The following is a 16,790-nucleotide window of genomic DNA, read 5'->3' as shown; positions in this document are numbered from 1 at the left end:
TTCATACCTGCTCCATAAAATAAAAATTTGAAACAAACTATAGAAAACATCTTCTTAAATAACTTTTCTAAACTTACCCAATGTAAAAATGTAAAACATTCCATAAATTGCAATGAAAGTCGCAACACTTATAGCTGTAGGCAATACTAAATTACAATCCATTAATCTGCTTAATATCACTATACCAAATGAACTGTGAATTACACCTACAAGCAAAGGCAAGATAAAATATACCGCGGTTTGTTTTGAAATAGTCCTTTTTAGTTCTTTTTCCGTCATTCCAATTTTTAATAAAATTTTATATTTTTCCTTGTCCATATAAGCTTCACTTAAAATTTTAAAGTGAATAATGCTTCCTGTAGCTACTACAAAAACCAATGCTAAAAAACATCCCATAAAGAAAATAACTCCATAAGCTTCATACCCAGATCTATATTTTTGAGCATAAGAATATAAATTATTGTCTAAAACTCTTATAGTTCTTAACTTTGCAGACAAATCTAATGTATTTTTCTGATCATTTACTATAATGCCGTAAAATTTACTTTCCTTAAAATTACTCTTTATCATTTCATAATCTTTATCATTTACGACTAAACAAGGATCATTTATTATTCCACCAAATAAAGGTGTTTTTAAATCCATTTTTACATTATACTTTAAATTGCTAATCTCAATGTTTCTTATTTTACTTGCTTGTACAAGGGTTTTAGGTCTTTGTACATAAATTACCTCACCACTTCTAAGTTCTGATTTTTCTAAAAGGTCTTCTGCATCTTTAACCTTTAAATCTTTTGTTATCTTTTTAAAGTCAGAAGCTTTAACTACCATAAATTCATCTTCTGAAAAATTCTCATCAGTTTTGAACTTATTTACAAAAATAAAATTCACTTTTTCCTTTAATAAAATATTGTGATTTGCTGAAGTAATATACTTATTAACTTTAGGTTCAATTTCATCTCCTGTGTTGCCATCTAATACATAAGTAAAAGAATAAGGAAGATCCAATCCTATATTGGTATTATATTTAATTGAAGCTGCTGTTCCTAAGGCTGTAATTGCTGATGCAATCAAAATAGCAATAGTTGCAAGTGTTTTATAATTTCCTTTAATTCTAAAAACAATATTGGATATGCTTACAATGTTTGTACCATTATATAAAATTTGTTTTTTATCTAAAATATATCTCATTATCATTGAAAAAAAAGAACCAAAAAGCCAGTAAGTTGCAAAAATAATCATTATAGTTATAATAGGAACGCTGCCAATTACCGCTAATTTGGGCAATCTTATGCACATACCATATGCTATTAAAATTATTATGATTGAAGCTGCTGCTTTAAATTTACTTAACTTAGGAAGTCCTTCCTGCCTTCTTGAAGCATTAAATAAATCTATTAATTTACTTCTTACTATATTAAAATAACCTAGAACTGAAATTATAAAAAATATAATTAAAAATGTAATAATTGTTTCAATCAACGCATGTACTGATATAAAAAAGTTTATTTTTACATCTAAAAAGGCAACTTTACATAAAAGCATTATAAATAGTTTTGAAAATAGTATTCCAACGAAACTGCCAATGACTATAGATAGAAGTCCTTGTAAAAATCCTTCTAAGGCATAAATTAATCCTATTTTATAATTATCAATGCCCATAAAAGCATAAATTCCTATTTCCTTTTTCTTTTGCTTTAGAAAAAAGGAATTTGAATACCAAATGAAAAATACTAAAAATACAAGAAGCAGCACCGCTGTTGAGGTTGATGCAGTTCTAACAATATTCATAATTTGATTAAGCTGAACAATTTGAGGATTATCATTTAAAGCTATAAAATTATAATAAACTGCCACAGAAAAAATCATTGCCATAAGGTTTAAAGCATAAGTTTTTATATTATGTTTAAAATTATTGTAAGCTATACTAAAGGAGTTCATTAACTGCACCTCCCAAAGCGGCTAGCATTTCAATTATCCTTTGGAAAAATTCCTTTCTGGATTCATTTTTATCAATTCTGGCATGAATTTTTCCATCTTTTATAAATAATATTCTCTTGCAGTAACTTGCTGCAAAAGCATCATGGGTTACCATTATTACTGTTTTATTGAACTTTTCATTCATACTGCTCAAGCACTGAAGCAGCTCTGCAGAGGATTTGGAGTCCAAAGCTCCTGTAGGCTCATCTGCAAATATTACGGAAGGCTCTGTTATCAAAGCCCTTGCTGCTGCTGTTCTCTGCTTTTGTCCTCCTGAAAGCTCATATGGATAATTTTTCAAGTGTGTATCAATTCCAAAAAACTCACTTAATTGTTTAACCTTATTTTGTATTTCTTTATGATTTACCTTGGATAATGCTAAAGGCAGTGCTATGTTATCTTCTACAGTCATAGTATCCAGCAAATTAAAATCTTGAAAAATAAAACCTATCTTATCTCTTCTAAACAATGACAGCTCTTTATTTTTTAATTTGGTTATATCCTTACCATTGAATATAATGTTTCCTGTCGTTGGCACATCTATAGTTGAGAGTAAATTTAATAAAGTAGTTTTACCTGCTCCAGAAGGACCCATGATCCCTAAAAATTCACCTTCCTCTACCTTAAGATTAATACCATGAAGTGCTGTAAAAGCCACTGCTTTTGAACCATATATTTTTCCTAAATCCTTAGTTTCTATTACTGTACTCATTTTATCTACCCCCTTTAATTATATAATCCATTACAGGATCAACATTATTTACATAATCCTTTATAGATGTTGTTATTTCTTTATCTGGAATAAATTCAGAATCGTCTTTATCATAATTATTAAAGTGCTTTGTTGAATACTTTATAGTTAATCCCGAATTTGGAAGCTTAAATTTTTTAACTTCACCATAATGGTTAGGTTTTCCTGATGTAGGCTCCCCAACAAAAATTGCTTTAGTGTTTTTCTTTAAATCTATAACATTTAATACTGCAGATGAAAAAGTTTTTCTACCTGTAATAACATAAAGCTTTCCACTTTGATTCATCTTGCTCTTTGATATTTCCTTAATGAAATCATTGAGTATTGTTGAAATTCCTCCTCCATTATTTCTCAAATCTATAACAAGCTTTTGCACATCTTCTTTATTAATTACATCCATAAGCTCTTTAGAAAATTGTTTAAAGCTTTTTTCCTGCATTTCAGAACATTTGTTATAACTAAAATAAAGTACCTTGCTATCTTTTAAATATTTATACCAATAAGCTTTATCTTGATTTTTCATGTACAAAGGAGTCTTCTCTCCTTCTTTTCCTTTACCAATTACAGCACTAAATACTGTACTAAAACTTAATGGTTTTAAATTCACATCTGATGTTTTCCCACTGCTGTCTTCAAAGGTAAATTTACAGCTGTCCATATTTTCTATGATATTGAGTCCATGAAGTACTGAGGGCACTGCGATATAATAACCTATCTGGCTTTTTATGCCCTGTTCATTATCATGAGAAATTACCTGTGAAACACTTTTAATTACATCTTCTATAGGTTTGTCATTAATTTTTACCAGCTTATTGTACTTGATTTGACTATACTCATCTGTTGTATTAATAACATAAATGCCATCATTAAACCAATACAAATCCAATGGGAACATTTTTTCTGAACTTATATTAGTACCTGTATGTCCATCACCAATTGAAGTCATTATTTTGTTTATACCCATTTGAATTTGATCATCATTCATTTTATTTAAAGACTGCTTTAATCCTTCAATTTCACTGTTGAACTGATCCTTACTTAATTTAAAGAATAAGTTCTTATGTTTTTTAGGAAGTTCTTCCTTAAGATAATCCAAATCCTTCTGCCAGGCTTCTACCCTATTTCCACTTTTACAAACATACTTGCTGCTGTCATCACACCCTGAAAAAGCAAACATTATACTTATCATTAACACAGCTGCTATTTTTCTTTTTATTTTAAGCATAAGCTTATTTTCCTCCTTGTAATATACTTTAAGAGGTCCTCTTTAATCCTATATATTAATTTTAATCTTTTTATTTTTTCTTCTCCATCACATTACATGACATTTTAAAGTGTTATGTGACATTTTCGTAACCTTAAGTATTTTTAAGCAAGAAAAAAAGCATGAGTGTTAAACTCATACCTTAAAATAATCGGATAATTTATAAAAGGTTATAATAATTTCTGTATAGTTTCCAGCTTGTGAAACAACTTTTATATCATGGTTTAACTTTTCAGCCATTTTTTTAGAAAAGTATAATCCCATTCCTGTTGATTTTCCACTTTTTCTTCCATTACTTCCTGTAAAACCTTTATCAAATACCCTGGATATGTCTTTAGGCAATATTCCTATTCCATTATCTCTTACGCATAATCTTGTAGCTTTTTCATCTTCTTCACAATAAATTTCCACTATTCCATTTTCACCTACATATTTGCAAGCATTGTTTAAAACTTGCTCTAATATATAAGAAAGCCACTTTTTATCTGTTAACACGTTAAATTGTAATTTCTTTAATCTTAAATCTATCCTTTTGGAAATGAAAAAAAATGCATTCTTTTTAACAGCCTCATTTACTACTTGCTTTATATTTACTTCATTTATTAGAAGATCCTGTGAGTAACTAGATGCTCTGCCTGCATAAAGTACTTGTTCAACTAAAAACTTTATTCTTGCAAGTTCACCTCTTAAACTTTCAGGAATATCACTATTTGTATCAACAGTATCCTCTAGCTTGTCCAATATTAATTCACATACTGAAATAGGAATCTTTATTTCATGAACCCATTTTGTTATATATTCATTTAACTCATCAAGTTCTTCTTTTAACTCATTTACATTTTCATAAAATTCCTTGTTTTTTAATTTTATTGTATCTTTAATAAGCTTTGCTTCAAAAACATCATCTTTAGTAATTAGTAAGTCTACACTTTTCCCCTGCATCAACCCTTCATAAAAATCTTTATAGCGTTCTTTCCACTTTTTATATCTAAATATTAAAAAGAATATAGAAACACAAAAAACTAAAATATTCATGTATATAACGTCATACATAATCTTTGAAAATTCTGTGGTTCCTATTAATACTAAATTAACTATTGTCATTATAATAATAAAATGTATAATTGCCCATATAGACTTTTTCAAATATACTTTTAAATTCATAATATTACATATCCTTGCCCTTTTTTAGTTTCTATAAAATCCTTAATGCCTATGTTTTCCAGCTTTTTTCTAAGCCTATTTACATTTACAGTTAATGTGTTATCGTTAATAAAAGTATCATCATCCCATAAAATTCTCATAATCCTATCTCTCGAAATTATCTTTCCTATATTTTTCATCAAAAGAAGCAGTATTTTTAATTCATTTTTTGTTAGCTCTATTTTGTTTTCATTATAAGATAAGGTGCTGTCATTTATATTTAAAATAACTCCCCTGCACTCAAGTACATCTCCTAAATTTTCTCCATAAGAATATGTTCGTCTAAGCACGGCGTGAAGCTTAGTCACCAATATATCTATAGAAAATGGCTTTGTGACAAAATCATCTCCACCCATTTGTACTGCCATTATTATATCCATATTTGTATTTCTTGAAGATAAAAATATGATTGGTACCTTTGATATTTCTCTTATTTTTTGACACCAGTAAAATCCATCAAAACAAGGTAAGTTTATGTCCATAATGACTAGTTCAGGTTTGTTTTGTACAAATTCATTAAGTATATCTTCAAAGTTTTTAACTTTAATAGGATTAAAGCCCCACTTTAAAAGAGCTTCTTGTATTTCTTCACAAAGTTTTAAATCATCCTCTACTGTCATTATTTTATACATGCTTTCACCTCAATTTTATAAATATTGTATTTTCCATTTCCTACGCCTCAGAAATCATTACTTCCTTCTTTACAAAGATGCTTTAAAACATAAAAAACAATTTCTTACTTTATTATATCCTACAACTCAGCCTATTTAAACAAATACTCACATAAAAAGAACTATGAATAGAGAACATAATAATCTAAGTTACACATTACTGCCTGATTAATAATGGAATAAGCATTGAGCCAGAAACATCAAAAGCACACAAGAGAATTTTTTCAGATGAAACCATTAGAAGTTGTGATGTAGAGGAAAAGAAGTTTTAGTTCATCAGATATTTTTAACTAGTTATATGGTATAATTCTGCTATAGCGCAATTTGAATCCATATTTATGTTCAGACTAATTGTTAAAATAACTATATTTTCATAATAAAATTATTATGATATAAATTTTTCTTTTGCAGTGCTATAATACTGCTTGGCTTAATCAGAAAGAAGGGATAGAATTTATGAGTATCAATATTTTGGTTGTAGACGATGAGCAGTCCATAGCTGACCTAATTGAAGTTTATTTAAAAAATGAGGGTTTTACAATATACAAATTTTATAACGGTCAAGACGCGCTTCGGTGTGTTGAGTCGGAACAGTTAGAGCTTGCGATACTTGATGTCATGCTGCCAGATATTGATGGCTTTACTATCTGCCAGAAAATTAGGGAAAAACATAATTTTCCGGTTATCATGCTGACAGCTAAAGAAGAAGAAATTGATAAGATTACTGGACTGACATTAGGTGCGGACGACTATATCACTAAACCATTTCGCCCTTTGGAACTTGTTGCCCGTGTAAAGGCGCAGCTCCGGAGATTTACCAAATATAATTCTGGAGAACCGAACCAGGAAGAACAGTTGATTGCCTTTTCCGGCTTGGTATTGGACATGAATACCCATGAATGTACTTTGAATGAGAAAAAGCTATCTCTCACTCCTACAGAGTTTTCAATTCTTTGGGTTCTTTGTTCCAATCGCGGACGAGTTATAAGCTCAGAAGAATTGTTCCATGAGGTATGGGGAGACAAGTATTTCACCAATAGCAATAATACGGTAATGGTTCATATTCGGCATTTAAGGGAAAAATTGCACGACAGTGCGGAACATCCTAAATATATAAAAACGGTATGGGGGATTGGCTATAAAATTGAAAATTAAAAGAGATAAAATAAGGAATGATTATACGAAATTAAAAAGCAAAGTATTTTTTCAAATGTTTTTGATTACAGTTGCCGCTGCTGTGGCTGTTTATCTATTGCGCCATATACTGCGTGGACATATTGGAGATCGTATCGTTGGATATTTAGTCAAAGCTTTCCATTTTAAAAATTCGGACGCACAAGAAATCTATCAGTTGGTAATTCGCAACAATATTGAAATGATACTTTTTGTTGTAATCCTAATATTTTTATTAGTTATCCTCTTTAGATTTTCTGTTTTTTTGTTCACAAAATATTTTGATGAAATCAGCGCTGGAATGGATAAACTTACTGAGGAATCTAATGCGAAAATTACATTATCACCGGAATTGGATTTTATGGAAAATAAAATAAATCAGATAAAAAACAACTTGGAGAAACAAAAGAAAGCTGCACTTAATGCTGAGCAGCGAAAAAATGATTTGGTAGTTTACTTGGCTCATGATATAAAGACACCTTTGACTTCCGTTATAGGGTACTTAAGTCTTCTAGATGAAGCTTCTGATATGCCTCCTGAACAGAAGGCAAAATATGTCGGTGTCACTTTGGAAAAAGCTTATCGATTAGAACAGCTTATAAATGAGTTTTTTGAGATCACAAGATTTAATCTTCAAACTATTGTTCTAAACAAAGAAAAAATCAATTTACTTTTCATGCTCCAGCAGATGGCAGATGAATTTTATCCAATGCTGACTCCACAGGAAAAGCAGGTGTCCGTTAATGTGCCTGACGGTCTCACTCTGTGGGGAGATGCAGACAAACTGGCTCGTGTGTTCAACAACATTCTAAAAAATGCGATAGCCTATAGCTATGAGAACAGCATCATTAATATTTCTGCTAAACAGCAGGACAAAAATACTATAATAACTTTTACTAACCAGGGGAATCCTATTCCGAAGGAAAAACTTGAAACTATTTTTGAAAAGTTTTATAGATTAGATTCTGCACGTTCCACAAACACTGGTGGAGCAGGGCTAGGTTTGGCAATAGCACAAGAAATTGTTACAGCTCATAATGGAACAATCTCTGTGGAAAGCAACTCAGAAAATACTACATTTACAGTAAAGCTTCCGTCTTAATAAAATCTTAAGACGTTCATAAGATAAATTTCCAATATAGCTCCTTATTCTGTGTTTAAATAATATTATTACAGAATAAGGAGCTATTTTATTATGGTACGAAAAGTAAAAAAGGAAAAATCAAAAATACACATATTTGTAATACTTTTGTTGATAGCAAGCATTGTTACTTTGGGTTGCAAATACATCATTACTCCAAGAAACCAACATATATTACAGAAACAATATCATGATATAACCTCATTATATTCTTCTGAAGATAAAACAACATCGGTTCCCTCTTTTTCTAAATCTTTTGGTAAGCTTAAAAGCCATAATGCCATTCTGATCCGTTTAAAAGATCAAACCACTTTAATGCAAAAAAATAGCGAAGAAAAAATCTATCCTGCTTCTTTGACTAAAATGATGACAGCCATTGTTGCCATAGAAAATTTGCCTAATCTCAATGAAGAAGTCAAACTGACTAATTCTGCGTTTCATGAGCTGCACGGAGAAGATGCATCAATGGCAGGTTTTCAACCGAATGAACAGGTAACGGCATTGGATCTATTATATGGGATACTGCTGCCAAGCGGTGCGGAATGCTGTATTGGGCTTGCTGATCAAATTGCGGGGTCAGAACAGAATTTTGTAAAAATGATGAATCAAAAGGCAGCTGAGCTAGGTATGAGAAACACCCATTTTGAAAATACCACCGGGCTTCAGAATGAAAACCATTATACAACAGTCAAAGATCTGGCTATCCTTCTAAGCTATGCTTTGCAAAATGATACTTTTAGAGATATTTTTACTTCGTCCCGTCATTCAACACAACCTACAAATAAGCACCCTAATGGGATAACCCTTTACAGTACCATGTTTGAAGAACTCAACAATCAAAACATTATTGATGGGGAAATTTTAGGAGGGAAGACTGGATATACCAACGAGGCTGGTCTATGTCTTGCGAGTCTTGCCAAAGTAGGTAGACAAGAATATATTCTGATTTCAGCTGGCGCAAAAGGTGATCACAATTCGGAACAGTATAATATTACCGATGCATTAGCTGTATACAACAGTATAGGAAAATAAGCAGAAATGAAATGAAAAATGGAGGTATTATGAATAAACGAGAGAGAATTAAAACAGTCTTTTTATATGGTGTTTTCATTTGTTACATACTTTTGTTAATTAAAATATTGTTCTTATCAAGAGTTTCGCATTTGGAGCATAGGTCAATCAATCTCATTCCTTTTTATAGTATAATGGAATATATATCTAGCAGATCTGCAAATATAAAAACATTTGCTTTTGGTAATGTGGTTGGCAATATAGTTATTTTTATTCCCCTTGGTACATATTTGTTATTATTCAAAAATAATAAAAGAGTACTAACCAATTTGCTGTTTATATTTACAGTAAGTTTATTTGTGGAAGTCATTCAGGGGCTTTTAAGTATTGGAGCATCAGACATTGATGATATAATTCTAAATTGTTTGGGTGGATTGATTGGTATTTTAGGGTATAAGTTTTTATTGTTTATATTACGAGATCAGAAAAAAGTATATACTGCAGTTACAATAATATCTGCTATCGGATTACCTCGTATATTATATTATTTATTTGTGGTGAGAATGAGATTCTAAATATCTTTATTACATATTAGGAATTTAAAGCCAATGCTTAGTCTTTAGCATTGGCTTTTATTTATTGAATAATGTTAACTTCTACTCAATACCTTCATCCACAAGAAATATTTTACCCTTGTCTCCATCCACTACTATTTTCTGTCCGTCTTTAAGCATACCCATTACTCCTGGTACATTCACCACTGCTGGAATTCCATATTCTCTGGCTACAATGGCTCCATGGGATAAAAAACCTCCTGTTTCCATAACAACAGCTCCTGCTTTTAAAAACAATGGTGTCCATCCTGGGTCAGTGGATGGTGCTACCATGACCTCTCCTGGCTGAAGTCGTCCTCCATCATTTGGATTGCTTATCCTCCTAACTAATCCAGCAGCTTTTCCAACAGCAACTGGTATTCCAGTGAGACAATTGCTAGAACTCTCTATAACTAGTTCTGTAAATTTTGGAGTTTCTCCATAAATTACATCTGGTGGAGCAAGCAATTCCATTTTTTTCTTCCATTCTTTCCTCGCAGCAATGAGAAACTGGAGCCCTCTGCCATCCCATTCACCGCTCAATACTGAAAAAAGTTCTGGCCATGTACAAAAAAACACATCATCTGGTTCTTTAATTATACTCCTTTCATAAAAGCGATGTCCTAATTCTCTGGCAATTATTCGGTATGCATCCATAATCAATGCCAGCACAGATTTATTCTTCTCCCTAACTGCCGCTCCATCCTGGCATTCTTTAACAAGCTTTCTTATTTCAGAATGCTTAATAGTAGGCACTTTTTCTTTGATTTCACCCCAGACTTGTTCCAATTTTTCTTTTTGTTCCTTCTTAAGCCTCCCAATGTCAGCAGTATTTATAGTACTACGTATAATTCCAAGCAAATAAGATGGATCTTCTCTCCACCTAGGGTTTATAATATCCAGCTCATAAACTGCCCGATGACCATATTCTTGTATAAACTCATGAAAGGCTTTCTTAAAGGGAGAGCTTTCAGGCAGCTTTACTTCCCATTTCATAGGATCAAAGTTAGCATCATTAAAATATTTAACAGCATCAGAGTCCTTACGAGCTAGCTCAGCCATTTCAACCAACCTATAGCCTTGATCAGCACTGGTTATATCTGCTGTTCCTCCAACTATTAATGCATTTATCACCACTAGAGCTTTATCTGAAAAATACTCAGTGAGGATGTTTAATAAATACATAACTGGCATGCTGCCTGCTGCACTTAAAAACATGAATTCTTTAGCCATGCCTTTGACGATACTTCCTAATTCATTATACTTGTTAATAAAATCTTGATCTGTCCACTTACTGAACTCTTCACTAGTTATTGATTTTACTGAAGCCGTGATCTGACTCCAAGTTTGAGCAGAATTTTCCTTGCCTTGTTTAACCAAATCCATATTCTTAACTACACGTTCTTTCCTCTTTAATCCAATTACTCCACCATAGGGATCAGGGTCGTCTATTTTCATATCCTTCTGGTGACCACCCCAAAAGACGCCAAAGCCTTGAGGCAAGGCCCCCATTGCATCATAATTCCCCCACTGCTGAACTGATATATTGCAATAAAGCCTTCCATTGAAAAACCTAGAAAATTGCAATCCTTCAGGAAAATCATAATCTACCCCAGTAAAAAATCCCTGATGCATAGTATCAATGATATTTTTCATTAAGCGCCGATTTAAAGGTGACTGAACCATGGGTACAGCATCTCTATAATTGCCATTAGACCAAATATCCGGTTGGTTCTTCAAAGCAGGAAATGTTTTTCGTGGAATAGTGGTTATTGGCCGTGCTTGAACCAAAACAAAATCATGTCCATCATAAACCCATTCCACATCCTGATGCTGATCGCCATTACCTAAGGCATCAAATACTCTTAGCAAAAGCCTGCCAAGCTTTTCAATTTTCTTATCCTGCAGTACCTGCTGTAAAGACATTTCCTCTGACTTAATAAATTGAGTACCACCATTTTCGCTTCTAACAACCATCCCTTGCTTGTGTCCAATTTTTCTCGATATTAAATGTGGACTTGCATTTACAGCTTCAACTTCTAAATAATATGTATCTGGCTCTACTGCACCAGATACCACTGACTCACCCAACCCAAAATTAGCGTTAATCACTATAACATCCTGGCGTCCTGATAAAATATCACAAGTAAAACCTACTCCAGCAGCTTTAGCTTCTACCATCTCCATGACCACTACTGCTGCTTTTACATCATCATCACTTATATTCATCTTTTTGCGATATGACACAGCTCTAGGAGACCACAGGGAAGCATAACATCCTTTAACTGCTGACAGTATGTCCTCTAAACTGCAAACATTCAAAAATGAATCATGTATGCCAGCAAAGGATGCCTTTTCAGAATCTTCAGCAACCGCAGAAGATCTCAAAGCCCAGGATTTTTTTAGTTTCCCACAGCTGTTAATATATGTAGATAACTCCTGAATAATAGCTGGTGGTATTGAGCCACTTATTATTTTTTTGTTTAACTGATTCAATTTATCTTTAACATGAACTTCATCCAAATTGTCCAGAGTAGTGGCTGAAACAACTTCATCAATTATTTTTTGTAATTCATTGTACTTGATGTACTCATTATAAGCCTTGGCAGTCAATACTCCTCCTTGAGGAATATTGAAACCATATTGATCTAACCTTCCTAAATTCCAACCTTTACCTCCAACCATTGATACACCTGACTCAAAAGCTTCCTTCCAATTCAAAAGATACTTCATCTTAAGCAGCCTCCCTTACTTATATCAGATTTTTTAGAATCATCTACCTTACTCGCTGCACCATATAGAAATAAATCTACCAATTTGGATATTTCTTCATGGAGTTCAACCTTTGAGGGATCATTAAGCCATTCAAAAGTCATTGTACTTCTAAGAAGATCTATATGTCTTACCAATAGTTCAATTGAGACATCAGGCTTTATTTCACCTTCCTCTTGTCCCAATTTTATAACTTTTTTCAATATACTCTGAGTTCCTGTTTCAGCACTTTGAAATCCTGGTTCCTTACCCATGCTTCCTAGACGGTAATTAATGCATATTGCTGTAATTTCAGGATTTTTTTCAACCCAATCATAAGAATGATTAAGAGCAGCCAGCAGACGAGATTTGGTATCTGCAAGATCTTGTATAGTTTTAAAATTTTCTTTAGCTAACTCCTGTGAAACCCCTCTTACATATTCATCAACTATAGCCTCTTTTACTGGAAAGTAGTTATATAAAGTTTTTCTAGCAATATCTGTTTTTTCTGCTATCTGCTCCATTGTTGTATTGTCAACCCCCTGACTGTGGAATAAATCCATAGCAATATTGACAATTTTCTGCCTGGTCTCCCTTTTCTTTCTTTCTATTCTGCTTTCAGCCATCATTTCTCTGGTATCCATTTTATACCTCCTTGTATACATTCTATATCAACATATATTTATTGTTTTATACATAGTATAACTTTACACAATGTGTAAAAGTTGTTTTAATTGTATTCCTCATAGTTTCCTTTGTCAAGATCCAAAATAATATAAATAAGAATGGAAATTGTTTTTGTATGATAAATAGTTTTATGATATAATTACCTATTGTCGTTAAACAATGTATAAATAGAAAATGTAAGTAATAAACTTAATGCTTGGTTAAAAGAACTTAATATTGAACACAGTTGGATTAATAATGAAAAAACTGATTGGAATAAATTGATTATAACTGGATTTAGATTATATAAGCAGAATCAAATTTAAGCGTCCATATGTGCTAAACTTGTCTAGAGAAAGGTGTGACTAAAATGAAGAAAACATTAAAAGTAGTTGGGGCTGTTATAGAAAATGAAAATAATGAAATACTATGTGCCCTTCGTTCTCCAAAAATGTCCCTGCCAAACAAATGGGAATTTCCAGGTGGGAAAGTTGAGAAAGGTGAAAATTTCAAACAAGCTATAGAAAGAGAAATAAAAGAGGAGTTAAAATGCACTGTAGAATACTTGGATGTATTTAATGACAATACTCATGAATATGATGCTTTTATAGTAAATTTGATTACTATAAAGTGCAAATTAGTATCAGGTACCCCTACAGCCAATGAACATTCTAAACTGATATGGTTAAAAAGAGACAACCTCTCTTCTTTAAAATGGGCTCCAGCAGATATTCCTACAGCTAAAAAGTTAATATCAGAAAGGGTATAGTAAAAAACGCTATACCTTTTTTATAAACTCCGTATATAAATTTACTGAAATTTCTTTTACGCTATATTTTAAATTATAATATTCTATAAGCTCTTTCATTTCCTCTTCTGTAAATCCAAATTTGTCGTTAAATCTAAAACTCAATGATGTTTTAAAACATAAAAAACAATTTCTTACTTTATTATATTCTACAATTCTGCCTGTTTAAACAAATATTCACATAAAAAGAACTATAAACAGATTTGTTGCAAATCCACTTATAGTTGTTCTATGAATAGAGCACATAATAATCAACGAAAGAAATACTTAATAAATTACATTGCCATTGTGTTGGAAATGAAAGTCATAATTGTGAATATGTAGATACTTAAAGTCAATAAAAAAAGGCGCATAATCATTGACACACCAAAACAAAAATGATAATATGAATTTACTGACGTCACATATCTATGTATAATATACTTTCTCTATTATATTATACTATTTTCTTAAAGCAATGTCAATGTTTTTTTATGGTAACCTTACTGAATTATTTGTTATTGAGGAAAGGATGGGATTAATTGAACAACTTTGAATGGAAACTGGAAAATGAATGGCTGCAGGAAGTGCTCAAAGAAGCTCAAAAACAATTTAATGAAAAACATGCTTTTAAAGAAAAATTTAGAAAGGATTCTATTGAAACACAAAAGCAGCTTTGGGAGGATGTAGGCCCTTTATCCATAGCTAATGGATTGGAGCAAGTTGTAGACTTTATGGAATTCATCACAACTATGAAGATACAGAAAAAAAGACATGAATTTGTGAGAAAGCTTGAAGAAAAATATAAAAAAATACTTTTATCCCCCTACTTTGGGAGGATGGATTTTCTTGAAAGAGGAGATGAGAAAACTCAAAAGTGTTATATTGGAAGCTTCAATCTTATCAATGACAATTTTGATTTTCTAGTATATGATTGGAGAGCACCCATTTCCAGCATGTACTATGATTATGAAATCGGAAAAGCTAATTATATATGCCCTGAAGGAAAAATTCATGGTGAAATTACTTTAAAAAGACAGTACAAAATCAATAATGGTAAAATTGAATATATGTTTGACAGCAATTTAAATATTGACGATGAAATACTTCAAGGTATCTTGAGCAAAAGCACTGACAGTAAAATGAAAAATATAGTGACAACTATTCAAAGAGAACAAAATAAAGTAATTCGTAATGAGGATTATAAAAATTTGATTGTTCAGGGGCCTGCTGGAAGTGGGAAAACTTCCATTGCTCTTCATAGAATTGCATACATCTTATATAAGCATAGAGATAAAATAGCATCAAAAAATATAATAATATTTTCTCCAAATGAAATTTTTAATGAGTACATTTCCAATGTATTACCTCAGCTTGGAGAAGACAATATGTGTCAAACTACATTTAAAGAATATATGCAAAAGGTCTTAGAATCTAATTTTAAAAAGGAAGATTACAGTGAAATGATGGAAAATATTCTTGCAGCTAAGAAAGAACCAATGTATCCAAAAAGAATAATGAGTATAAAATATAAATCTTCCATGCAATTTATAGATATATTAAAAAAATATGTGGACTATACTGAAAAAGAAGATAGAAATTTTAAAGATATTATCGTGAGAGGCAAGTTAATAATCTCCTCTGAGGATTTGCAAGAGCTATTTTTTAAAGATTATATACAGCTTCCACTAAAAAGGAGACTTCAAAAGATAAGAGAAAGAATATTATTTCTTATGGAACCTTATGAAAAAGATTGGGTTGAAAAAGCAGCCAGTGAACTTAAGGAGTCAGATTCTTATATAGATAAAATAGAAATTAGAAATCATAGTATATCTATTGTAAAAAATGAAATGAAGGATATATATTCTGAAATCAATAAAATGACAGAGTTTGATTTAATGGATATTTATAAAAAACTTTTTATGAAATTGGAATATTTTTCTGCAAGTTTTAATACTGGATACAGCGAGAAAGAAATTGCTGAAATAAAAAGCTATACTTTGGAAAATTTAAAGGCTGGGAAGCTTAATTATGAGGATCAACCTCCTCTTCTATATCTTAAAGGAGCACTAGAAGGAATTCCTAAAACCTCAGAAATCAAATATGTTATTATTGACGAAGCACAAGATTATACACCATTGCAATATGAAATTTTTTATCAACTTTTTAAGCATGCTAATATGACTATACTAGGCGACCTTAATCAATCCATTTATGAATGTAGGAGATTATAACAACATCTCTCATATATTTCCTAAAGATAATACTTGCATAATAAATTTAACCAAAAGTTACAGGTCAACCATGGAAATTACTAAGTTCTCCAGAAGGCTACTTGGCAAGGAGATTACTGATGGATGTGTAGAAAGAAGTGGAGCTGAACCTTTAATCCTTGGTTTTTCAGATGAAAAAGCTATAAAAGAAAAATTTCTTGAGGATATAAAAGTCCATAAGGAGAAAGGTTATAAATCCATTGGTATTATAACAAGGACTGTAAAAGAAGCAAATGAAATATACAATTTTTTAAAAGAAAAGGTTCATGTCAAAGCTATCTTGAAGGATGATGACGAATATGTAAGTGATACCTTGGTAATCCCAGCATATCTTGCTAAAGGGTTAGAATTTGATGTAGTGCTTATATATAATGCAGGAGATGAAAATTATTGCTGTGAGGAGGAAAGGCTTCTGCTTTATACTGCTTGTACCAGAGCTCTTCATGTTTTGCGCATATATTATTCAGGCAACTGTACTCCATTATTGCATAATTAATAAATGTAGAATAAAACTCCCTCCTATGCC

13 protein-coding genes and 1 pseudogene are annotated in these 16,790 nt (G+C 31.5%); 6 read left to right on the top strand and 8 right to left on the bottom strand.

From position 1 onward, the window contains the following. Positions 1-54: 54 nt before the first annotated feature. The 5 genes from CLCOS_RS13530 to CLCOS_RS13510 form a co-directional block, all read right to left on the bottom strand. On the bottom strand, positions 55-1,941 hold the full coding sequence (locus CLCOS_RS13530) for an FtsX-like permease family protein (RefSeq protein WP_063600289.1): 1,887 nt from the start codon (positions 1,939-1,941) through the stop codon (positions 55-57). After that, the gene (locus tag CLCOS_RS13525; RefSeq protein WP_063600288.1) at positions 1,928-2,692 is read right to left on the bottom strand and encodes an ABC transporter ATP-binding protein; all 765 of its coding nucleotides are present in this window, start codon (positions 2,690-2,692) and stop codon (positions 1,928-1,930) included. The genes CLCOS_RS13530 and CLCOS_RS13525 overlap by 14 nt, the downstream gene beginning before the upstream one ends. 1 nt (position 2,693) lies before the next feature. Continuing rightward, positions 2,694-3,956, bottom strand: coding sequence for a S41 family peptidase (locus CLCOS_RS13520; protein ID WP_063600287.1), 1,263 nt, complete (start codon positions 3,954-3,956; stop codon positions 2,694-2,696). A 174-nt stretch (positions 3,957-4,130) separates the two neighbouring features. Then, the gene (locus CLCOS_RS13515) at positions 4,131-5,159 is read right to left on the bottom strand and encodes a sensor histidine kinase (protein ID WP_063600286.1); all 1,029 of its coding nucleotides are present in this window, start codon (positions 5,157-5,159) and stop codon (positions 4,131-4,133) included. After that, on the bottom strand, positions 5,156-5,830 hold the full coding sequence (locus tag CLCOS_RS13510) for a response regulator transcription factor (RefSeq protein WP_063600285.1): 675 nt from the start codon (positions 5,828-5,830) through the stop codon (positions 5,156-5,158). Before CLCOS_RS13510 ends, CLCOS_RS13515 begins: the two co-directional genes overlap by 4 nt. 495 nt (positions 5,831-6,325) lie before the next feature. Between CLCOS_RS13510 and vanR the strand changes: the two genes are divergently transcribed. From vanR to CLCOS_RS13490, 4 genes are all read left to right on the top strand, one after another. Further along, a complete protein-coding gene (gene vanR / locus CLCOS_RS13505; protein ID WP_013238103.1) occupies positions 6,326-7,024 on the top strand; it encodes a VanR-ABDEGLN family response regulator transcription factor in 699 nt (232 codons plus the stop codon). Continuing rightward, entirely contained in the window at positions 7,002-8,144 is a 1,143-nt protein-coding gene (gene vanS / locus CLCOS_RS13500) for a vancomycin resistance histidine kinase VanS (RefSeq protein ID WP_430392613.1), read from the top strand. Before vanR ends, vanS begins: the two co-directional genes overlap by 23 nt. A gap of 93 nt (positions 8,145-8,237) precedes the next feature. Continuing rightward, the gene (locus tag CLCOS_RS13495; RefSeq protein ID WP_063600284.1) at positions 8,238-9,215 is read left to right on the top strand and encodes a D-alanyl-D-alanine carboxypeptidase family protein; all 978 of its coding nucleotides are present in this window, start codon (positions 8,238-8,240) and stop codon (positions 9,213-9,215) included. Positions 9,216-9,244: 29 nt separating this feature from the next. Beyond that, entirely contained in the window at positions 9,245-9,769 is a 525-nt protein-coding gene (locus CLCOS_RS13490) for a VanZ family protein (RefSeq protein WP_063600283.1), read from the top strand. A gap of 81 nt (positions 9,770-9,850) precedes the next feature. Here CLCOS_RS13490 and CLCOS_RS13485 read toward each other — a convergent pair whose 3' ends face one another. After that, positions 9,851-12,520 (bottom strand): PEP/pyruvate-binding domain-containing protein, encoded by a 2,670-nt coding sequence (locus CLCOS_RS13485; protein ID WP_063600282.1) that lies wholly within the window; start codon positions 12,518-12,520, stop codon positions 9,851-9,853. After that, complete coding sequence (locus CLCOS_RS13480; RefSeq protein WP_063600281.1) at positions 12,517-13,182, bottom strand: TetR/AcrR family transcriptional regulator; 666 nt, start codon at positions 13,180-13,182, stop codon at positions 12,517-12,519. The genes CLCOS_RS13485 and CLCOS_RS13480 overlap by 4 nt, the downstream gene beginning before the upstream one ends. Before the next feature lie 392 nt (positions 13,183-13,574). Between CLCOS_RS13480 and CLCOS_RS13475 the strand changes: the two genes are divergently transcribed. Then, positions 13,575-13,973 (top strand): (deoxy)nucleoside triphosphate pyrophosphohydrolase, encoded by a 399-nt coding sequence (locus tag CLCOS_RS13475; protein ID WP_013238097.1) that lies wholly within the window; start codon positions 13,575-13,577, stop codon positions 13,971-13,973. A gap of 9 nt (positions 13,974-13,982) precedes the next feature. On the opposite strand, the gene CLCOS_RS23005 is transcribed toward CLCOS_RS13475, so the two are convergent. Next, positions 13,983-14,117, bottom strand: a complete 135-nt coding sequence (locus CLCOS_RS23005; RefSeq protein WP_275507174.1) for a hypothetical protein — start codon at positions 14,115-14,117, stop codon at positions 13,983-13,985. Positions 14,118-14,533: 416 nt separating this feature from the next. Between CLCOS_RS23005 and helD the strand changes: the two are divergent. Next, a pseudogene (helD, locus tag CLCOS_RS13470) lies at positions 14,534-16,760 on the top strand (RNA polymerase recycling motor HelD). Positions 16,761-16,790 lie beyond the last annotated feature (30 nt).

The organism is Clostridium coskatii, from assembly GCF_001675205.1.
GTDB classification, from domain to species: domain Bacteria; phylum Bacillota; class Clostridia; order Clostridiales; family Clostridiaceae; genus Clostridium_B; species Clostridium_B ljungdahlii.
The sequence above is the reverse complement of the archived record's forward strand: the minus strand, read 5'-3'. Positions and strand labels throughout refer to the sequence as shown.